Source organism: Rhodococcus gannanensis (assembly GCF_042681175.1).
Classification (GTDB): domain Bacteria; phylum Actinomycetota; class Actinomycetes; order Mycobacteriales; family Mycobacteriaceae; genus Rhodococcus_G; species Rhodococcus_G gannanensis.
Window position 1 is genome coordinate 108,796 of sequence record NZ_JBHUFB010000012.1, and the last position, 21,079, is coordinate 129,874.

The 21,079-nt window shown below is 70.6% G+C and carries 16 protein-coding genes; 4 read left to right on the forward strand and 12 right to left on the reverse strand.

Annotation, left to right across the window (positions count from 1 at the left end; genetic code table 11):
- Positions 1-3: 3 nt before the first annotated feature.
- From ACFSJG_RS15350 to ACFSJG_RS15385, 8 genes are all read right to left on the reverse strand, one after another.
- Positions 4-1,143 carry a serine hydrolase domain-containing protein gene (locus tag ACFSJG_RS15350; RefSeq protein WP_378486100.1) on the reverse strand — a complete coding sequence of 380 codons (1,140 nt, stop codon included), beginning with the start codon at positions 1,141-1,143 and terminating at the stop codon, positions 4-6.
- On the reverse strand, positions 1,140-2,006 hold the full coding sequence (locus ACFSJG_RS15355) for a DMT family transporter (protein ID WP_378486101.1): 867 nt from the start codon (positions 2,004-2,006) through the stop codon (positions 1,140-1,142). Before ACFSJG_RS15355 ends, ACFSJG_RS15350 begins: the two co-directional genes overlap by 4 nt.
- Positions 2,003-3,292 carry a DEAD/DEAH box helicase gene (locus tag ACFSJG_RS15360; protein WP_378486102.1) on the reverse strand — a complete coding sequence of 430 codons (1,290 nt, stop codon included), beginning with the start codon at positions 3,290-3,292 and terminating at the stop codon, positions 2,003-2,005. Before ACFSJG_RS15360 ends, ACFSJG_RS15355 begins: the two co-directional genes overlap by 4 nt.
- A 94-nt stretch (positions 3,293-3,386) precedes the next feature.
- Entirely contained in the window at positions 3,387-4,859 is a 1,473-nt protein-coding gene (locus tag ACFSJG_RS15365) for an FAD-dependent oxidoreductase (protein ID WP_378486103.1), read from the reverse strand.
- A gap of 111 nt (positions 4,860-4,970) precedes the next feature.
- Positions 4,971-6,422, reverse strand: coding sequence for an NADP-dependent phosphogluconate dehydrogenase (gene gndA, locus ACFSJG_RS15370; protein ID WP_378486104.1), 1,452 nt, complete (start codon positions 6,420-6,422; stop codon positions 4,971-4,973).
- 159 nt (positions 6,423-6,581) lie between these two features.
- Positions 6,582-8,642: a DEAD/DEAH box helicase gene (locus ACFSJG_RS15375; RefSeq protein WP_378486105.1), complete on the reverse strand. Its 2,061-nt coding sequence runs from the start codon at positions 8,640-8,642 to the stop codon at positions 6,582-6,584.
- Positions 8,643-8,940: 298 nt separating this feature from the next.
- Positions 8,941-9,885, reverse strand: coding sequence for a M56 family metallopeptidase (locus ACFSJG_RS15380; RefSeq protein ID WP_378486106.1), 945 nt, complete (start codon positions 9,883-9,885; stop codon positions 8,941-8,943).
- Between the two features lie 30 nt (positions 9,886-9,915).
- Complete coding sequence (locus tag ACFSJG_RS15385) at positions 9,916-10,338, reverse strand: BlaI/MecI/CopY family transcriptional regulator (protein WP_378486107.1); 423 nt, start codon at positions 10,336-10,338, stop codon at positions 9,916-9,918.
- Between the two features lie 116 nt (positions 10,339-10,454).
- Here ACFSJG_RS15385 and ACFSJG_RS15390 point away from each other — a divergent pair, with 116 nt between their 5' ends.
- Together ACFSJG_RS15390 and ACFSJG_RS15395 are read left to right on the forward strand one after the other, a co-directional pair.
- Positions 10,455-11,765: an alpha/beta hydrolase gene (locus ACFSJG_RS15390; protein WP_378486108.1), complete on the forward strand. Its 1,311-nt coding sequence runs from the start codon at positions 10,455-10,457 to the stop codon at positions 11,763-11,765.
- Between the two features lie 8 nt (positions 11,766-11,773).
- On the forward strand, positions 11,774-14,320 hold the full coding sequence (locus ACFSJG_RS15395; protein ID WP_378486439.1) for a bifunctional lysylphosphatidylglycerol flippase/synthetase MprF: 2,547 nt from the start codon (positions 11,774-11,776) through the stop codon (positions 14,318-14,320).
- A gap of 1 nt (position 14,321) precedes the next feature.
- Here the strand turns inward: ACFSJG_RS15395 and ACFSJG_RS15400 are convergent, their stop codons facing one another.
- The 3 genes from ACFSJG_RS15400 to ACFSJG_RS15410 all read right to left on the reverse strand — a co-directional run bounded on the left by ACFSJG_RS15400 (position 14,322) and on the right by ACFSJG_RS15410 (position 17,772).
- Positions 14,322-15,254, reverse strand: coding sequence for an ABC transporter ATP-binding protein (locus tag ACFSJG_RS15400; protein WP_378486109.1), 933 nt, complete (start codon positions 15,252-15,254; stop codon positions 14,322-14,324).
- Complete coding sequence (locus ACFSJG_RS15405) at positions 15,251-16,246, reverse strand: FecCD family ABC transporter permease (RefSeq protein ID WP_378486440.1); 996 nt, start codon at positions 16,244-16,246, stop codon at positions 15,251-15,253. The genes ACFSJG_RS15400 and ACFSJG_RS15405 overlap by 4 nt, the downstream gene beginning before the upstream one ends.
- Before the next feature lie 95 nt (positions 16,247-16,341).
- The gene (locus ACFSJG_RS15410; RefSeq protein WP_378486110.1) at positions 16,342-17,772 is read right to left on the reverse strand and encodes a FecCD family ABC transporter permease; all 1,431 of its coding nucleotides are present in this window, start codon (positions 17,770-17,772) and stop codon (positions 16,342-16,344) included.
- Between the two features lie 144 nt (positions 17,773-17,916).
- On the opposite strand from ACFSJG_RS15410, the gene ACFSJG_RS15415 reads away from it, so the two are divergent.
- Together ACFSJG_RS15415 and ACFSJG_RS15420 are read left to right on the forward strand one after the other, a co-directional pair.
- Complete coding sequence (locus ACFSJG_RS15415) at positions 17,917-18,741, forward strand: hypothetical protein (protein ID WP_378486111.1); 825 nt, start codon at positions 17,917-17,919, stop codon at positions 18,739-18,741.
- 225 nt (positions 18,742-18,966) lie between these two features.
- Positions 18,967-19,425, forward strand: a complete 459-nt coding sequence (locus tag ACFSJG_RS15420; RefSeq protein WP_378486441.1) for a PaaI family thioesterase — start codon at positions 18,967-18,969, stop codon at positions 19,423-19,425.
- A 21-nt stretch (positions 19,426-19,446) separates the two neighbouring features.
- Here the strand turns inward: ACFSJG_RS15420 and ACFSJG_RS15425 are convergent, their stop codons facing one another.
- A complete protein-coding gene (locus ACFSJG_RS15425) occupies positions 19,447-20,853 on the reverse strand; it encodes an NAD(P)/FAD-dependent oxidoreductase (RefSeq protein WP_378486112.1) in 1,407 nt (468 codons plus the stop codon).
- Positions 20,854-21,079 lie beyond the last annotated feature (226 nt).

Below are 21,079 nucleotides of genomic sequence, written 5' to 3' on the forward strand. Positions count from 1 at the left end.
CGGTCAGTTGCGGATCGCGTCGAGCACCTTCGCCGTCGCCGAGTAGTCGTAGTCCGCGCCCGGCTCCGGCGGGCCGATCCGCACCACGACGGTGTTCGTCGGCGCGTGGATCTGCACGATCTGCCCGCCCAGCCCCAGCGCCCACACCAGGTCCTCCGGTCGGCCCGGCGCCATCTGCGCGTCCGCCCGGCCCGCGACCTGCTGCGCCGACAGCGGGCTCACCGCGCCCGCGATCGGACCGACGGCGTTGCGCCAGAACAGGTAGCCGTACGCGGCGTTGAGGTCCTGGGAGGCGCGGCCGGTGGCGGCGTCCAGGTACTCCTCGGACACGATCCGCCTGCCGTCCCACACCCCGTCCTGGAGTACCAGTTCACCGAGGCGTCCCAGATCACGACACGTGGACCGAAGACCCATGAACGACACCCCACCGCCGGAGGCGTCGGTCCCGAACGCCGAGTCGGTCATCCCGAGCGGGGCGAGCAACCGATCCCGCCCGAACTCCACGAACGGTGTTCCGCTCGCGGACTCGAGCAGCGGAACCAGCGTCTGGATCGCTGCGTTGTTGTACGCCCACACCGTGCCCGGAGGATCCTGCTGTGCCAGTCCGACCGCGTACGCGGAACGATCCTGCGCGCGGATCAGCTCGCCGTAGTCGCTGGACATCGACCAGTAGCGGCCGGAGTCGTTGCCGAGCAGGTCCGACACGGTCACCGTCGCCGAGTCGGTGCCCTGCCACTGCGGAATCCACTCTGCGGCGGGTGCATCGAGTTCGACGGCGCCGTCGTCCGCGGCGATCCCCGCGAGCAGGCTGGTCGCCGACTTCGTCACCGAGAACACCTCCCGGCCCGTGTGCTCGGACACGTCGTTCCAGTACCACTCGCCGGCGATCCTCCCGTTCCGGGCGACGAGCAGGCAGTAGGAGTCGTGCGCCGCGGCCTCGGCGGCCATCGCGTCGAGAACCGCCGGGTCGAGTCCGGCCTCGTCGGGAGGCACCGCCGTCCAGTCGCCCGAGCCGTCGTCGCCGATGCCGCCGTTGCCCGCGATCGTCGCCTCCGGTGCGGGGGTCGTCTCGTCGCCGGTCGAACAAGCCGGCGTGACCGCCACGGTCAGCGCCAGCACCGCGGTACCGAGAGACCGCCTCACGACGACACCGCGGGTGCTGCCGCGCCCGCCTGGCCCCGGGACAGCGCGACCGTCGTCACCACCATCACCGCGACCGCAGCCAGCACGATCACCAGCCCCGCGGCCTCCACCCGCAATCGCTCGTCGAGCACCGTGAAACCGAGGAAGGACGCCACCAGCGGTTCGCCGATCGTGATCGCCGGCAGTGACGCGGACAGCGCCCCCGCCGCGAACGCGCGCTGCTGCAGGTAGAAGCCGACCAGTCCGGCGGCGGCCAGCGCCCACGGCTCCCAGCCCGTCAGCACCGCTGTGAGGCCGTCGTCGAACTCCTCGACCACCGGCTTCGTCAACGCCACCGCCACCCCGTACAGCGCGCCGCTGGCGGAGCCGAGCAGCAGCGCCCGCGCACCCGCGGGCATCCGCGGCGCGGCGGTGGCGGCGACCGCCCCGACACAGCAGGCGAGCACCACCAGCAGCGGAACCACCCAGTGCCGTAACGGTGCCGACTCCACACCCTCGGTGGGGTTCCCGACGACGAGGAACACGACGAGCGCCGCCGCCAGCGCCAGCGCCGCCGCCCACGTGCGTCCGGTCATCCGGGTCCCGGTGAACCGCGCCGACAGCGGCAACGCGAACAACAGGGTGCTGACGATCAGCGGCTGCACCACCAGCACCGACCCCACCGCGAGCGCCGCCGCCTGGAACCCGTAGCCGCCGACGTCGCCGACCACCCCCGCCCACCACCGCGGCGACCGGATCAGCTCGCCGATCAACGCGTCCTCGTCGACGCCCTCCGCCGCGGACTGCTGCGCCACAGAGCCGACCGCGAACAGCAGCGCGCCGATCAGCGCGAGCACGACCGCGAGGACGGGGAGGTCGCTCACGGCTTCGACCCGCGCCTTGTCCGGCGAGGAGCCGCCGGGCCGCGGCCGCCGCGGGCGCCGCCGGGGCGCCGCGGAATGGGCTTTGCCGGTGTCGGATCAGGTTCGGCGACACGCGGTTTTCCCGGTGGCCGTTTCGCGCCCGTCAGCCTCGAGAGGGTTCGGTCCCCTGGTCGCACGGAGTCGCGTATCGCGTCGACCCCGGCCTGCGTCATCACCGCTGCGACCTCCTCGCGCTGGTCGTCGGTCACCAGGGTCACCACCGTCCCCGACGCGCCCGCCCGCCCCGTCCGCCCGGCGCGGTGCAGGTAGTCCTTCGGATCCGCAGGCGGGTCCACGTGCACCACCAGCGACACGTCCTCCACGTGGATCCCGCGCGCCGCGACATCGGTCGCCACGAGCAGCGGCACCTGCCCCGACGTGAACGCGGCGAGCGCGTGGTTGCGGAACGCCTGCGACTTCCCGCCGTGCAGTGTGCCTGCCGCGACCCCGACCTCGGCGAGCCGCTGCACCAGCCGATCGACGCCGTGCTGGGTGCGGACGAACATCAACGTCCGCCCGTCGCGGGCCGCGATCTCCTCGACCACCCGCGACTTGTCGCGGCGGTCCACGAAGAGCACGTGATGGTCGGTGTCGGCGACCGGCGCCGCCGCGGACGCCGTCGCGTGCGTCACCGGGTCGTTCAGGTAGCGGCGCACCAGTTCGTCGACCTCGCCGTCGAGCGTCGCCGAGAACAGCAGTCGCTGCGCGGATTCCGGGGTCGCGTCGAGAATCGACGTCACCTGCGGCAGGAATCCGATCTGCGCCATGTGGTCGGCCTCGTCGACCGCCGTCACCGCGACGTCGCCCAGATCCAGCGCATTCTGCGCGATCAGGTCCGCGGCGCGGCCCGGGGTCGCGACGAGCACGTCCACGCCGCGGGCGAGCCGCTGCGCCTGCGGCTTCGTCGGAACGCCGCCCGTCGCGGACGCCAACCGCAGGCCCAGCGCGAGCGCGGACTCGTCGAGGGAGCGTTCGATCTGCATCGCCAACTCTCGGGTCGGCGCGAGCACCAGCCCGCGAGGCCGCCCGGGCGCGCTGGGCTTCCCCTTGAGCCGCACCAGCATCGGCAACCCGAACGCGAGGGTCTTCCCGGATCCCGTCGGGCCGCGACCCAGCACGTCTCGTCCCGCGAGGATGTCGGGGATCACCAGTGCCTGGATCGGGAACGGCTCGGCGACCTTCTCCCGCCGCAGGGACTGCACCAGCGTCGCGGGCAGACCCAACTCGGCGAAGGACGGCGTGGACACGGTGCGGAACACCTCCAGGGTCGGGTGGGGCGCGATCGGCGCAGGTTGAGCGTACGCGTCGCCGTCCCCGAAACCCGAGCCGACGGCCGTGGCGTCACCCGTCGATCTGCGGTCCGACGCGGACGTCGAAGCGTCGGCCCACCGTGTCGAGGGTGCGGCGGAAGTGGTCACGATCGCGCCGTGCCGCGGCGGCGAAGCGCACCAGGCCCAGCATCTGCCGGTGCCACGGGTACCAGCGGTCGTAGTCGAACGCCGCGGTGCGGAGGACCCGCGTCGGCAGCGCGTCCGCGAGCAGACCCAGGTTGTACATCGCGAGAGACATTGCGGTGAACGCGAACAGTTCCTGCGTGCCGCGGCGGCGCACCTCCTCACCGTCGACCGCGTACAGCGGTATCTGACGCACGAGCCCGGCGTGCAGCAGATGGGACAGGTAGTACCCCATGAACGCGGGCAGCGGCAGCACCGCGGATCGCAGCTGCACCGACACGACCGAGCCGGTCGTGGACACGTACGGTTCGTACGGGTGCTCCGAATGGAGCGTGTAGCCCGTGCAGTTCACGATCCAGCTGCCCGGAGACACCGGAGCCCTCGCGCCGCTGCGGAACACGATCTCGGTGGCGCCGTCCCGGTCGACGACGTCGACGAGATGGTCCATCCGCACCTGGGCGAGTCCCGTGGAGATCGCCGCGTTCTCCGCGTCGGACAGAATCCCCAGCATGAAGTTCCGGGCCACGGGGAGCGGTCCGGTTCCGTGCCTGTCCCGATACCACCGCGCAACGATCGCCTCGTTGGTGCCGTCGAAGCGGTGAGCGACCGAGGCGAGCACAGCATTCGGCAGCGGGCTGTGCCACCAGCGCCTGGCACCGACCGGAAATGCCCCGTCACGCCGGATGAAGTATGTGCCCGAGCCGGCAACCAGGTTCACCTCTCGCCCAGGAACGCGATCGACGAGCGCGTGCGCCGTGTCCATCGCCGTCTTGCCACTGCCGACTACCCACACCGGCGCGGCGTCCGACGCGATCTCGTGGAGGTCGCAGCTGTCGGGGGAGACCGACCGCACCCGTGAACTCGACACCGGCAGTGGATCGTTGGGGGAGATGTCGAACCCGAGTGCCTTGATCACGCGGGCAGCTCGCAGACGGTGGCGCCACCCGTCGGCACTCGCGTAGTGCACATCCACTCCGCCGCCCGACTCCTGGACGGAGTCGACGCTGCATCCGAGGCGTTCGTCGACCGGCATGCGTTGCTCGATCACGTCGGCACAGTGCCGCAGGTGCGTGAGCACCTCGTCCTTCGTCGCCAGGTACGACGGGGGCCGGTCGAGGTCCCACCCGATGTTCCCGGCCGTGAACAGTCGGTGTGGCTGATGCAGGCGCACGTACGGGTACGTGTCCACCCACATGCCACCCACCCGCGGCCGGCGGTCGATCAGCACGACCTTCTGCCCGCTGTCCAGATAGCGACTCGCAGCGAACAGCGCGTTCAGGCCCGCCATGCCCGCACCGACCACGCACAGGTCGCAGGAGTCGACGACCTCGTCGGTGGGGTTCGGATTCGCGACGGTCATGACGGCCTCCGGGCCTGGTGTGACTCACGTCGCGTCAAACGCTACGCCGGTAGCCCGTGGCGAACCAGCAACGTCCGGCGCCACCCGTGACGGGCGGCGCCGGATGGCGGATCAGGCCTCGACCTCGCTGCGGTCACCGCTCCAGAGGGTGTGGAACTTGCCGGGACGGTCGGTGCGCTCGTAGGTGTGCGCACCGAAGAAGTCACGCTGGCCCTGCGTCAGCGCGGCAGGCAGACGCTCCGCGCGCAGGCCGTCGTAGTACGACAGCGACGACGCGAACGCCGGCACCGGAATGCCCAGCTGCGTCGCGGTGACGACGACGCGGCGCCACGAATCGATGGCGGTCTCGATCGCGTCCTTGAAATACGGCTCCACGATCAGCGACGTGAGCTCCGGGTTGTTGTCGTACGCCTCCTTGATGCGGTTCAGGAAGCGCGCGCGGATGATGCAGCCACCACGCCAGATCGTCGCCATGTCGCCGGGAGTCAGATCCCAGTCGTACTCGACGCTGCCGGCACGGATCTGGTCGAAGCCCTGCGCGTACGCGACGATCTTCGACGCGTAGAGCGCCTGCCGGATGTCTTCCGTGAACTGCGCCGCATCGGTCGGCTTGTCGCCGAGGACGCCCGACGCGAGACCCTTCGCGGCCTGACGCTGCGCGCGCGACCCGGACAGCGCGCGGGCGAACACGGCCTCGGCGATACCCGTCACCGGGACACCGAGATCGAGCGCCGACTTCACCGTCCACCGGCCGGTGCCCTTCTGCTCGGCGGCGTCCACGATCACGTCCACCAGCGGCTGCCCGGTGTTCGCGTCGACCTGGGACAGCACCTCGGCGGTGATCTCGATCAGGTACGACTCCAGGTCGCCGGTGTTCCACTCGCCGAACACGGCCGCGATCTGCGCGGCGTCGTAGCCGAGCGCATCCCGGAACAGGTGGTAGGCCTCACCGATCAGCTGCATGTCGGCGTACTCGATGCCGTTGTGCACCATCTTCACGAAATGGCCTGCACCGTCCGGACCGATGTGCGTGCAGCAGGGGACGCCGTCCACGACCGCGGCCACCGACTCCAGCAGCGGCCCGAGCGACTCGTACGACTCCTTCGGGCCACCCGGCATGATCGACGGCCCGTTCAGCGCACCCTCCTCGCCACCGGAGATGCCGGCGCCGACGAAGTGTAGCCCCCGCTCACGCAGCGACGCCTCACGGCGGATCGTGTCCGTGTACAGGGCGTTTCCGCCGTCGATGATGATGTCGCCCGGCTCCATCGCGGCGGCGAGCTCCTCGATCACCGCGTCGGTGGCGTCACCGGCCTTCACCATGATCAGCACGCGGCGGGGACGCTGCAGCGCCGCGACGAACTCGTCGACGGACTCCGTCCGGACGAAATCGCCCTCGTCGCCGTGCTCGGCGATCAGGGCGTCGGTCTTGGCGACACTGCGGTTGTGCAGCGCGACCGTGTGCCCGTGACGGGCAAAGTTGCGGGCGATGTTCGAACCCATGACGGCGAGTCCGGTGACGCCGATCTGGGCGCGCGCGGTCGAGGCAGTTGTGTCGGTCATGCGACAAGCATTCCCTGCCCGGGAAACGAGCGACACTTCAGGGTCTCGCAACGTGGGATGGCGCCGGGAAGCTACGCGGCACGTCAGAGGGCCGGAAAAAGGCCGACGCCGCGACCCGGAAGGATCGCGGCGTCGGAGGGAGACATGCCCCAGGCCGGATCAGCGCTCGCGGGCCGGGCCGTCGAACCCGTCGTACGACCGGCGCTCGGTGCGGCTGCGGAACCCACCGGACGTCCGTTCGGTGCGCTGCGGGCGGTCGTTGTACTGCGGACGATCACTCCGGTAGCCGTCGCGCTGCGGACGGTCACCGTACGACCGGTCGCTCCGCGGCCGGTCGTTCCGCTGGTAGCCACCGTCACGCTGCGGTCGATCGCCGTACGGACGGTCGTTACGCGGGCGGTCACCGTAGGAGCGGTCGCCGCCGCGCTGGTAGCCGCCGTCGCTGCGCTGCGGACGGTCACCGTACGGCCGGTCGCCACGGGGACGGTCGCTGCCGCGCTGGTAGCCGCCACCGTCGCGCTGCGGACGGTCGCCGTACGAGCGGTCGCTGCGCTGGCGGCCGCCCTCGCTGCGGTTGTTGCGGAAGCCGTCACGGTTCGGGCGGTCACCGTAGGAGCGATCGTTTCCGCGCTGGTAGCCGCCGTCCCGCTGCGGGCGGTCGCCGTACTGCCGGTCGCCGCCGCGCTGGTAGCCGCCCTCGCTGCGCTGCGGACGGTCGCCGTACGAACGGTCGTTGCGGGGACGGTCACCGTTGGAACGGTCGCTGCTGCGCTGGTAGCCGCCGTCGCTGCGCTGCGGGCGGTCGCCGTAGGAGCGGTCGCCACGCGGGCGGTCGCCGAATCCGCGGTCGTTGCCCTGGTATCCGCCTTCGCGACGCGGACGGTCGCCGTAGGAGCGTTCGCCGCCCCGCTGGTAGCCGCCCTCGCGACGCGGACGGTCGCCGAAGTTGCGGTCGGAGCGCTCACGCCGCTCGCGAACCGGCTCGCCGCTCGGAGCCTGCGCACCGGTGATGGCGGCGAGCTCCTCGGAACCGGGATGGACGTTGACCTCGACGGCCTCGACTCCGGCGCTGTCCGTCAGACGGCGCACCATGCGGCGCTGGTTCGGGAGCACGATCGACACGACCGTGCCCTTCTCGCCGGCGCGCGCGGTACGACCCGCGCGGTGCAGGTAGTCCTTGTGGTCGGCGGGCGGGTCGACGTGCACGACGAGGTCGATGCCGTCGACGTGGATACCGCGGGCCGCGACGTCGGTGGCGACGAGGATCGACGAGCGGCCGCTCTTGAACCGCTCAAGGACGCGGGTGCGCTGGTTCTGCGCCTTGCCGCCGTGCAGGGCCTCGGCGTAGACACCGACCTCACGCAGGCGCTCGGTGATGCCCTCGGCACCGAGCTTGGTGCGGGCGAACATGATCGTCCGGCCGCCGCGACGCGACGCGATCTCGGCCAGGACGGCGTCCTTCTGACCGCGGTCCACGTGCAGCACGTAGTGCTCCATCGTGGTGACGCTGGCGCGTCCGTCGGCGGTGGCGTGCTCCACATGGTCGGGCAGGAACCGGCGAACCAGCGACTGCACCTCACGGTCGAGGGTCGCGGAGAACAGCAGGCGCTGACCGTCCGGACGGGTCTGCTCGATGATGGACCGCACTTCGGGGAGGAATCCCATGTCCGCCATCTGGTCGGCCTCGTCGAGGGCGATCATCTCGACCTCGTCGAGAACGCAGGTCTCCTGCCGCAGGTGGTCGCCGAGGCGTCCGGGGGTGGCGACGAGGATGTCGACGCCGCGGGCCAGCTGGTCGACCTGCTTGGTGAAGACCATGCCACCGACGGCCGATCGAACCTTCAGCCCGACGGTCGACGCGTACGGGAGGAGCGAGTCGACCACCTGAACCGCCAGCTCGCGGGTCGGGACCAGGACGAGGGCTCGGGGACGCTTCGCGGCGGGACGGTCCTCGCGGCCGGCGAGACGGGCCAGCATCGGCAGGCCGAAGGCGAGGGTCTTGCCGGATCCGGTCTGCGCCCGGCCGAGCACGTTGCGGCCAGCGATCGCATCCGGAATCGCCATCGCCTGGATCGGCGACGGCACGGTGATGCCGTCACGCGCGAGCCCGGCGACCACCGGTGCGGGCAGGCCGATCTCGGCGAACGTGGGGCTGGCCGCCTGAACCTCGTCGGTGGCGGCGTCGTTTTGGGCAGCGTCGAACTGGGCAGCGTTGGTCACGCGTGTATACCTCTCCGGGCGTCGGGCGCGTCGCGGAGAGCGGGCTGTGAACAGTCGCGCAGAAAGAGACGAGCCGGGCGCGGTCGTCCTGGTCCTGCCAGGGTCGCGCCGAAAATGAATGACAAATCGAAACGGGCCGCGATGACGGCCGTTGTCCAGTGTACGGGACGCGGGCGGACTACTCCTCCCGCGTGACTGTGACCCTCACGTCACCTGTCGCACGGGTTCCGCCGAGGCGGCACGCGTCCCATGGGGTTCCGCCGAGGCGTCACCCGCCTCATAGGGGTCCGCCGAGGCGTCACCCGCGGAAGAGGCGCTCCAACTCGACGAGCCACGGAACTGCGACCGCGATCGTCGGCACCACCAGGATCGCGACCGACGCGAGATACGCGCCGAGCGCGATCGGAAGGCTCGTGCCGGGACGGGCCAACCGCTGGATACGGGTGAGGGTGTGCGGGCCACCCGCTGCCAGCGCGCCGTCCGGGGCGCTGGAACCGGCGCACGCGACGAGCGCGCGCGCCAGTGGAGTGGGGCCTGTCACCCGCACGGCGGAGTCGTCGGCGAGCAGTTCGACGAGCAGCCGCACGGACCCCAGCGCCGACTTGCTGCGCACCACCTTCGGGAACGCCTCGTTGACGGCGGTGAACGCCTCGATCACCAGATCGTGCCGGGACCGCAGGTGCGAGCGCTCGTGCATGAGGATCGCGGTGATCTCCTCACGGCTGAGATTGTCGAGGGTTCCCGCACTGACGACGACACGGTGCCGGAGTCCGGGCAGGCAGTATGCGATCGGTTCGGCGGTGTCGAGCACCCGCAGGTTGGAATTGCGACTGCGATGCGGTTCGCCCTGGTCGAGGAGGTCGACCAGCATCCGGTGCCGGGACCGCCGACGCCGGGTACGCACCGCGACCGAGGCGATGGAGAAGATCAACTTCGCGCCGATCAGGAGCGTGATCGCGAACACCACCACGTAGGCGATCCACAACGGGAGGCCGAGCGCGTCGATCTCCTCGAGGGGAGCCGTGGTGGGACGGCCGTCGGGACCGGGCACGAGCAACTGGGACGCGATCACGAGACCGGAACTGAACGCTGACAGGACCGCGGCGACGGCGATCGCCTGCCACAGGACGAGGGCAGCGCCGGGCGCACGGTACGGCCAGGTCGCACGCGCGAGCAGCGCAGGGACCGGACCGGTCAGAAGCAGGGCCAACACAGCGAAGGCCAGCGCGGTGGTGGGGTTCATGGCCTACCCATCATGCACGACGGGCGGAGGTCAGCTGGCTCGATCGGTACCGGTGTCGACGCTGCGCAGATGCCGCGACGACGCGTCGGACGCCTCCAGCGCGGCGAGCGCCTCCCGCAGCGCGGCGGCTTCGTCGGCGCCGACCCGTCCCACGAAGTTCACCAGTGCGGCTACCCGGCCGTCGGAGGCATGTGCCTGGTCGAGGGCATCGACCATCAGTGACGCGACGAGCTCGTCGCGACCCTGGACGGGGAGGTAGCGGTGCGCGCGGTCGTCGCGCTGCTGGATCACCAGGTTCTTCTTCGCCAGCCGCTGCAACACGGTCATGACGGTGGTGTACGCGAGCTCACGCCGCTCCGCCAGGGCCTCGTGGACCTGACGGACCGTCTGGGGTTCGGAACTGGACCAGAGGTGGTCCATCACTGCACGTTCGAGCTCGCCAAGTCCTGCCATGCGTACATCTTACGTACCGTCCGACAGTTGTGCGTACTACCCGCAGTAGTAACACTCGCGGTGTATATGGGATAAGGGTCACAGTCCCGCCACCGCGGGCGCAGGAGGGAGCCGAAGTGGACTGGTTGTACGACCGCCCACTGCTGACGGGCGTGGTGCCCTGGGCGGCGACAGCGCTGGCCGTCGCAGGCGCGCTGTGGCTTCTCGTCGCGCCGACCACGAACCCCCGGCGGTACCGGCTGCGCATCGTTCCGGGATGCGTCCTCGCCGCGATCGCGCTCACCGCCGCCGGATGGATCGTCGTCGAGAAGTGGTGGCGCCCGTTCCCCGATCCGGTCGAACCCGAGGTGTACGCGTGGATCGGCGGCGGACTGCTCGCGGTCCTGCTCGTCGCCGCGCGGCTCGTCACCGACCGGCACCTGCTCCGGGGCGTCGTCTCGGTGGTGGCGGCACTCGCCGTCGTGGCCGGCGCGGCCTCCCAGGTGAACCTCGTCTTCGACGCCTACCCGACGCTCCGCGACGTCCTCGGCCTGCCCGCCGCCAACGCCGTCGACTTCGCCGACGTCCCCGGCCCGGTCGCAGACCCCGTCACCGGCAGGCCCCTCGACGCGCACTGGCAGCCGCCCGCCGATCTGCCCGACCAGGGCAGAGTCACGACCGTGCCCATCCCGGGCGCCGAGTCCGGGTTCGCCGCCCGGGACGCGCAGATCTACCTGCCGCCCGCCTACTTCGCCGACCCGAGGCCCCTGCTGCCCGTCCTGGTGCTCCTCGCAGGCCAGCCGGGAAGCCCCGGCGACTGGTTCGCCGGCGGTCGCCTCGCCGAGACGATGGACGCGTTCGCCGCACAGCACGGCGGCCTCGCACCCGTGGTCGTCGTCGCCGACGGCACCGGCTCCACCCTCGCCAACCCGCTGTGCCTCGACTCGGAACTCGGCAATGTCGACACCTACCTGGCGACGGACGTCCCCAACTGGGTGAAGTCGAACCTCCAGGTGGACCCGAACCCGCAGTCGTGGGCGGTCGGCGGACTGTCCTACGGCGGCACCTGCTCGCTGCAACTCGCCACCAACCATCCCGACGTGTACCCGACGTTCGTCGACCTGTCCGGGCAGCTGGAACCGACCCTCGGCGACCGCGAACGGACCGTCGACGCCGCGTTCGGCGGCGACGACGCCGCATTCACCGCGGTGAACCCGATGGACCTGATGGCGAACCGGCAGTACCCGGACACCGCCGGCGTGTTCGTAGTCGGCTCCGACGACCACGACTACGCACCAGGCGTGCACACCCTGTACGAGGCGGCACTGAAGGCGGGGATGGACGTGCACCTCGTGGAACTGCCCGGCGGCCACAGCTTCGCGGTGTGGTCCGCCGGCCTGGCCGGCCAGACGGACTGGCTCGCGAAGAGGATGGGGCTGATCTCGTGACGTCACCGATGACCGCCGTCCGGCGCCAGTCGCGCCGCGTCGCCGAACTCGTCCGCTTCGGAGTGTCCGGCGCCCCCGCGAGCATGACGCTCCTCGTCGTGATCTGGGTGCTCGGCGCGGCGACGTCGAGTCTGACCGGGCCGAGCGGCTACGTGGAGCGACATTTCGCGGCCTCCGTGCCCGCACTCGAACAGGGACGGGTGTGGACGCTGCTCACGTCCGGACTGTGGGCGCCGAGCCTCGCCGGGTATCTCGCCGCGACCCTCATGGTCCTGGTGGTCGCGGCACCCGTCGAACATCGCATCGGCAGCAGCCGGTTCGTCGCGGCCGCCGCGTCCACACAGGTGTGCGGCACCCTGTTCGCCCTCGGGTTGGCGGCACTCGTGCGCACAGTCGACGAGACCTGGGGTTTCCGGCTGCACATCGGCACCGCCGTCAGCCCGACCACCTGGATCATCGGCTCCGCCATGGTCGCGGCCGCGGGCATGACCACGCTGTGGCGGCGACGCGTCCGGGTCGGTGGCCTCGCGTTGCTGCTCACCCTGGCCCTGTTCAGCGGTCACCTCATCGACCTCGTCCGGCTCGGCGCCGCCGTCGCGGGCCTGGTGATCGGGCCGTGGATCGTGACCCGCAGCGCGCGGGGCACGCACCTGGCGGGAACCCGCCGGGAGGGACGAGTCCTCGTCGCGCTCGTCGTCGCCGCAGGCGCCATCGGCCCGGTACTCGCGGCGCTGTCACCGCACGCCGTCGGGCCGCTCGCGGTGCTCCGCGAACTGTTCCGCGGCGTCCCGTGGACACCCGCGGAGGTCCGTGAGTTGTGTGCGACCGACGCGACCGCCCTCGACTGCCGTCGCGGACTGCTCGAACTGCGGCTCGGCGGCGTCGGCCCGACCATCCTCAGCGTCATGCCGTCGCTGTTCCTGCTCGTCCTCGCCGACGGGCTGCGGCGCGGCCGCCGGTTCGCGTGGATCGCCGCCGTCGCCGCGCAGGTCGTGCTCCTCGCGTTGTCGGTCGTCGACTTCGGCATCCGCTACGCGGGATTCGCGGACGAGCAGACCCTGTTCTACGGGCTGGACTCGCCGAACGTATACCGCACCGCCACGCCCTTCCTGGTGCCGATCGCGATCCTGCTGCTCCTCCTCGCGACCCGGCGCTGGTTCACCGTCACCGCCCCCCGATCGGTGATCCGCACGCTCTGGGTGCGGATCGCCGCGCTCGTCGCCGGTGTCGGCGTCGCCTATGTCGCGCTGGGAATGCTCGCTCGCGGCGGCTTCGACCGGGAACCCAACCTGGCGTCCCTGGCGGCGGACTACCCGCAACGGCTCGTCCCACCGGTGTACCTCCAGTGGCTCGATCCGCGGTTCCTGCCCGACAGCGCCCCCACGACCCTGCTCTACGAGTGGACGGGCGTCCTGGTGTGGGCGGTGCTGTGCGTGTCGGTCGCCGCGACGTTCCTCGCACCCGCGCACGGCGAGCGGAGCGACGACACCGAGCGCGCCCGAACCCTGCTGACGACCGGAACGGGCAGCCCGCTGTCGTGGATGACGACGTGGCGGGGGAACCGCTACTGGTTCGCTCCGGACGGCAGGAGCTATGTCGCGTACCGGGTGATCGCGGGAGTTGCACTCACCACCGGCGACCCGGTCGGACCGCCGGAGTCGTTGCGCGCGAACGTGACCGGGTTCGCGGACTTCGCGACCGCCAACGGCTGGACCCCGTGCTTCTACTCCGTCACCGGGAACCTGAAACAGGCGACCGACGCGATGGGCTGGACCGCCATCCAGGTCGCGGAGGAAACCGTCCTGCGCCTCGACCGGCTGCAGTTCACCGGCAAGAAGTTCCAGGACGTCCGCACCGCCCTCAACCGGGCCGCGAAATCCGGTGTGACCGCGGAATGGATCCGATTCCCCGACGCCCCGCTGTCGCTCACCGACCAGATCACCGCGATCTCCGAGGAGTGGGTGGCCGACAAGGGGATGCCCGAGATGGGATTCACCCTCGGCGGCATCGACGAGATCGACGACCCGCAGGTGCGGTGCCTGATCGCCGTCGACGAGGCCCGCACCGTGCACGGCGTCACCTCGTGGATGCCGGTGTACCGCGACGGCCGGATCGTCGGCTGGACACTGGACTTCATGCGCAGGCGCTCCGAAGGGTTCCGGCCCGCGATGGAGTTCCTCATCGCGTCCGCGGCCCAGTCCCTGAAGGAGGAGGGCGCGGAGTTCGTCAGCCTGTCCGGCGCCCCGCTCGCGACGGTGCAGAACGACGCCGGACCCGCCGACGACGACCCGCAGCCGCGCGACCAGGTGACCCTCGCCGTACTCCTGGACCGACTCCTCGACGTGCTCGGCCGCACCCTCGAACCGGTATACGGCTTTCGGTCACTGCTCGCGTTCAAGGCCAAGTTCCAGCCCGACTACGTGCCGATGTACATGACCTTCGCCGATCCGGCGGCCCTGCCCAGCATCGGCAACGCCGTCGGCCGTGCCTACCTGCCCGAGGTGTCCGTCGGCCAGGGAATGCGTCTGGTGCGCACCATGATCCGCAGCAGGTGACTCAGGACTCCGGAGAATCGGCGGGCCCGCCGATCGCGCCGTAGACGTGCCGTGTGCCCACCGGCACGATGAGCGGGCGGTCGGACACCGGGTCGTCGACGACCCGCGCGTCCAGACCGAAGACGTCCAGAAGGAGCTCCGGCGTGATCACCTCGCCCGGCGCGCCCTGCGCGACGATCGAACCCTGAGCCATCACCACCAGATGGTCGCTGTACCGGACCGCGAGGTTGAGGTCGTGCAGCACCATCACCACAGTGCGACCGAGTTCCGAGTGCAGACGGTCCACCAGGTCGAGCACCTCGATCGAATGCGCCAGATCCAGGTAGGTGGTCGGCTCGTCGAGCAGCAGGATGTCGGTGCCCTGCGCCAACGCCATCGAGATCCACGCCCGCTGACGCTGACCACCCGACAGCTGGTCGACCGGCCGATCGGCGAGATCCGACACCCCGGTCAACGCCAGCGCCTTCGCCACCTCGCCCTCGTCGTCGGAGGACCACTGCCGCAGCCACGACTGGTGCGGGTGCCTGCCCCGGGACACCAGGTCGCCGACGGTCAGACCCTCCGGCGCGACGGGCGCCTGCGGCAGCATCCCGAGGGTCCGCGCGATGTCCTTCGTGCGCATCGCCGAGATCGCCTTGCCGTCGAGGAGAACCTGCCCGTGACGAGGCTTCAGCAGTCGCCCCATCGACCGGAGCAGCGTGGACTTGCCGCACCCGTTCGGCCCGATGACGGTGGTGACGACGCCGGTCGGGATCTCCAGATCGAGCCCGTCGATGATGATCCGGTCCCCGTACCCCACGACCAGACCGTCCACGGCGAGCCGCGGATCACCGTCGGAGACGGCCGCGACGTGATCGGTGGCCGGCTGCGCGCCGGAGTCTCCCGACTGCGCGGCACCGGCCTGCGCAGTCGTGTCGGTGCTGTGGAGACTCATGCGGTCACCTTCCGATTGTTGCGAATGAGCAGGTAGATCAGGAACGGGCCGCCGAGCGCCGAGGTGACGATGCCGACGGGCAACTCGACCGGCAGGACCGTGCGTCCGATGATGTCACTGCCGAGCACGAGGACGGCGCCTGTCAGGGCGGACGCGATCAGCGGAGGCCCCGGCGTGCGAAGCAGTCGCATCGCCACCTGCGGAGCGGCGAGCGCGACGAAACCGATCGGGCCGACCGCCGCGGTCGCGATGGCGGCCAGCGCGACCGCGGCCAGCAGCAGCGCGCCCTGCCCGGTCTGCAGCCGCACCCCGAGTGCGCGGGCCGTGTCGTCACCGAGTTGCAGCGCACCGAGGGTGAACGACGAGATCACCGCCGCGGTCCCCACCACGGCCACCCCGATCGCGACGGGCCAGACCTGCTCCCAGTCGCTGCCGTTGAGTGATCCGTTCAGCCACACCTGCGCCCGCGAGACGTCGTTGATGTCGGCGGAGATCAGCAGCCACTGGATCAACGCGATGAGCATCGCGTTCGCACCGATACCGATGAGCACGACGCGATATCCCTGCACCCCGCCGCGCCATGCCAGCAGGTAGATCGCCACCGCCGTCAGGATGCCACCGAGCAGTGCCGCGATCGGGATCCCCAGGACCGCGAGCAGTCCGACGAAACTCCCACCGCCCCCGACCACGATGAGGGTCACGGCCGCGGCGCTCGCGCCCGCGGTGATGCCGAGGATGTCCGGGCTGGCGAGGGGGTTGCGCAGGATCGACTGGGTGATCGCGCCCGCCATCCCGAGCGCGAGGCCCGTCAGAAGTGCCGTCAGCCCCCGCGGCAGGCGCAGGTCCATGACGATGAATCGTTCGACCTTCTCGCCGCCACCGAAGAGGACCTCCACGACGGTGGGAATCGGGATGGAGTACTCGCCGCGGCCGATGTTGATGCACAGCAGCAGGAACGCGGCCAGCAGCAGTGCGAGGGTGATCGCGACCATGGTGCCGCGCCACACCAGTGACACCGGGCCGGCCCGGAACGCGGTCCGCGACGGAACGGTCGTCGGAAGCGGGCGTGCGTCGTCGTCGAGGAGGCTCACAGGGACACCAGCTTCCTGCGCCGCACCAGCGCGATGAAGAACGGCGCGCCGAACATCGCGAGCACGATGCCGACCTGGAGCTCGCCCGGCCGGACCACGACCCGTCCGATCACATCGGCGAGCAGGATCATGATGGCGCCGAGGAGACCCGCGTAGGGGACGAGCCACCGGTAGTCGGGTCCCGTCACGAACCGCGCGATGTGCGGCACGACCAGTCCGACGAAGGCGATCGGCCCGCAGGCCGCGGTTGCGGCGCCGGTGAGGAGGGTGATCGCGGCGATACCGATCACGCGGCTGCGCACGATGTTGGTGCCGAGCCCGCGCGCGATGTCGTCACCGAGGCTCAGGACGTTGAGGCTCGGCGTGCTGGCCAGCGCGACGATCACCCCGACGACGATGAACGGGAGCACCTGCCACAGCACGTCGAGTCCGCGCCCGGCGACCGAGCCGACGACCCAGAAGCGGTAGCCGTCGAGACTCTCCTGGTCGAGCATGATGACCGTCTGCGTCATCGCCGACAGGAACATCGCGACGGCCGCGCCACCGAGAGCGAGGCTGAGTGGACTGGCTCCGCCGCCGCCGACCGAGGAGATGCCGAAGACGACCACGCTCGCGGCGAGTGAGCCCGCGAACGCGAACCACAGGTACTGGCTCGGGGTGGCGAAGCCGAGCAGGTAGATCGACAGGACCACGAACAGCGCGGCGCCGGCGTTGAGGCCGAGGAGCCCAGCGTCGGCGAGCGGATTCCTGGTGTGGCCCTGGATGAGTGCGCCCGCGATGCCGAGCGCGACACCGACCACCACTGCGAGTGCCGTGCGGGGTATGCGCAGCGTCCGGACCACGAGGTCCGTGTCCGTGCCCGTGGAGTGGAGGAGGGCGTGTGCGATCTCGCCGAAGTCCATCGGCCTGGCGCCGACCGCGATGCTCGCGAGGACGGTCGCCAGCAGGATGAGCAGCAGGGCCGCAAGTCCCCGGAGTCGCCGATTCCGGATGGCGGCGACGGAGGTGTCGGCGGGGATCGGTGCAAAGCCTTCGTCCAGGGCGGTGGCGCGGCGGACGACCTCGACGCCGTTGCGGGGGAGCAGGGCGCGTCGGGCGCCGAGCGGCGCGCCCGTCGCCGCGTCCCGGGTGACGAGGTCGAGCCACTCGTTGCCGATGCTCGCGCCGGTCCGGCCCTCCCGGTAGCCCCGGTTCCAGACGAGCACGCCGACAGCGGCAGCGAGGGCGAACCCGCCGAAGACGACGCGGTCCATCTGTCCGCCGCCGTTGGCGTCGCGGAGGGATTCGACGACGAACCAGCCCAGGATGAGCGGCAGCGCGACGGCGGCGAGGTCGATCGCGGCCGCTGCCGCGCGGCGCGGACGCGGTGCCGGGCCGCGTGGAATCTCCCTGTGCGCGTAGTCGACGTCGCCGGGGGTGGTCGTCACGGGCACGCTCCTGCTGGGGTGGATCTCACGGAGACTGAGGTTACGTAACCCTATCCAAACCAGACACCCCGGCTCGGCACTCCCGTTCTTCTTGTGGTTAGGCTAACCTACATTCGATCTTGCTCGACGACGAAGGAGTGAGCAGTGCCGACGACTCTCGTGCTCGACCCGCCCGCCCGGGCCGCCTCGATCCGCGATATCGCCCCGATGCCCCTGCGGGCCTCGTTCACCACGCCCGCCCGCGCCACCGCGGCCGCACTCGTCGAGTCCTGTACCCACTTGCGTGCGCTGCACCCGGACTATCCGCGGGTCTACGCCGTCGCGCAGATGTCCGAGCAGCCCAAGCGGCGGTGGTGGGCGGTGTCCCAGGGCATCCGCGGCGACCGCCTCGAGAGGATGCTCGTCAGGGCCCTCGAGGACATTCCCGACCGCGAGGCCGCCGCCGTGTCCGTCGCCTCGGCCCTCATCCACGCGGTCGTGGGTCGGGTCGCCGCGCTCGTCGTGCTCGACGGCCGGGCCTGGGATGCGGGCCTGGACAACCTCTCGATCCACATGGACAGCGACAACTGCATCGACTGGGCGGGTGTCTGGGACCCGGTCCTGCGGGTGCTGCCCGGCGACCGCTGGGACGGCTCGCCCTGCGCCGTGACCCTGCCGTGCGAGCGTTCACTCGCGATGTGGACCGCATGCCGGAGTCGCACCGCGCTGGCCGCGATCTTCGACGCCCTGGACCGCCTGGTGCCGCTCGACCGCACGATGCTGTGGGCGATGGTGGGGGAGGCCGTGCTGGGTGCCACGACGATGGTGCCGTTGCGGAGCAGTCTCGCCCCGTCGGTCGCGGACCGCCGCGGGCAGGCACTGCTCGATGCGTTCGAAGCCGTGGGTCTGCCGGTTCGCGCTCGTCCCGGGCGCCGCGCCTTCCGTCGCCCGGTCCCGCAGCGACTGGCGAGCGAAGCCCTTGCTAGTTAGGAAAGCCTTGCCTATAGTTATCTCCAGCGGCGCACTGAACCACTGGACCGCGCCGGAGTCCTGAGGGCTGCAGAGACTCCCGGTCCCTTCCACGGAGGGCCCCGCACCGATCACCGGTGCGGGGCCCTCTGACGTTGCGTGCTTGACTGCCGGTGTGCCGCTCCCGATCGCGGAGCGTGACGTGAACACACCGAAGGAGCGCACGTGCCCGAGAACCACTCCGCCGTGTCGGACGCGACCACACTCGAAGCCGCACTCACCCGACTTCCCCTCGCCGAGGTCTCCCCACTGCTGAACCAGGGGTTCTGCGAGACCATCGGACTCGAGTACCTCGAACTGACCGGCGACCGCGCCGTCGCACGGTGGACCGTCGGAGCGCACCTCCACCAGCCCGCGGGGATCGTCAACGGCGGCGTCTACTGCACCGTCATCGAAACGGTCGTCAGCACCGCGGGCACCGTCTGGATCGGCGACCGCGGCCACGTCGTCGGCGTCAACAACAACACCGACTTCCTGCGCGCGGTCCGCACCGGAACGCTCACCGTCACCGCCACGCCCGTCCACCGCGGCCGAACCCAGCAGCTGTGGCAGGCCGAGATCCGCGACGAACAGGATCGACTCGTCTCGCGCGGACAGGTGCGCCTGGCGAACATCGAGAACACCGAACGGCTCGCCCAGAGCTGACCGGACGACGCGGGCGATCCGTCAGCCGGCCTCGCGCTCCTCGCCCGTCGCGACGGCGGCCGGATCACCGATCAGGCCGGCCGCCCTCGCCCGCTCGTAGTCCTGAAGATCCTCGATCGCCGTCCGCGCGAAGACCTGCTGCTCCGTCGACGCCATCTGGGCCCGGCCACGACCGAGGAAGGTCACCGTCCACGACAGCACGGTCGAGAACTTGCTCCGGAACCCGACCAGGTACATCAAGTGGACGACCAGCCACATCAGCCAGCCGATGAAGCCGGTGATCTCCAGCTTCCCCACCTTCGCGACCGCACTGAACCGTGAGATCGTCGCCATCGACCCCTTGTCGAAGTACTTGAACGGCGCCCGCTCCTCGGGAGGCGTCCCCGCGATCGTCGCCTTGACCTGCTTCGCGGCGTGCTTGCCGCCCTGCATCGCGACCTGGGCCAACCCGGGAAGGCTGTCGAGCGACATCATGTCGCCGATGACGTAGACGTTCGGGAAGCCGGGCAACGAGAGGTCGGGATTGACGTGGACCCGCCCCGCGCGATCCAGCTCCGCGCCCGACTGCTCGGCGAGCTGCTTTCCGAGTCCGCTCGCCTGCACGCCCGCCGACCACACCTTGCACTGGCTGTCGACCCGACGGATGGTGCCGTCCTTCTCCTTCACGGTCAGACCGTCGGCGTCGACGTCGACCACCATCGCGTTCGGCTGGATCTCGACTCCGAGTTTCTCCAGCCTCTTCGCCGCGTTCTCGCTGAGCTTCCCGCCGTAGACGGGAAGCACCACGGGGGCGCCGTCGAGGAGGATCACCCGCGCCTCGCTCGGATCGATTCGACGGAAGGCGCCCTCGAGCGTGCGATGGGCGAGTTCCGCGATCTGCCCCGCGAGCTCGACGCCCGTCGGTCCGGCCCCGACGACGACGAACGTGAGCAGCCGCGCCCGTTCCTCGGGGTCGTTCGTCAGCTCGGCCTGCTCGAAGGCACCGAGAATGCGGCCGCGCAACTCCAGCGCGTCGTCGATCGTCTTCATTCCCGGCGCGAACTTCGCGAACTGGTCGTTCCCGAAATAGGACTGGCCTGCGCCTGCCGCGACGATCAGGCTGTCGAACTCGGTCACGGTCTCCCGCTCCAGCAGCCTCGACGTCACGGTTCTCGCTTCGAGGTCGATCTTCTCGACGTCACCGAGGATGACCTGTGCGTTCTTCTGCTTACGCAGGACGAGTCGGGTTGCGGGTGCGATGTCGCCGACGGACAGGATGCCGGTCGCGACCTGGTACAGCAACGGCTGGAACAGGTGATGGGTCGTGCGTGCGATGAGGACGACGTCGACGTCGGCCCGTTTGAGCGCCTGGGCGCTGAACAGGCCACCGAAACCGGAGCCGATCACGACGACGCGGTGACGGGCCGGGTGTGCCGACTGGATGCTCATGTGCGGGCTCCTCCACGAGGGCAGGGGGTGGGCGCCACCGTCGGACGTCGCCCTCCGCACCCGCCGACCGAGTGGGAACTGGTGGCTGCGGGAACGCCGTCCGGGCACTGGTGATCACGGTAGCGCCGCGTGGTCGCGCCGTCCTGACGAGCGGGTGGTCGGCGGCGTGTCGCGTGACGCTCGACCCTGCTCTAGCAGACGTGAGGAAAAGTTCACAATTGTTAAC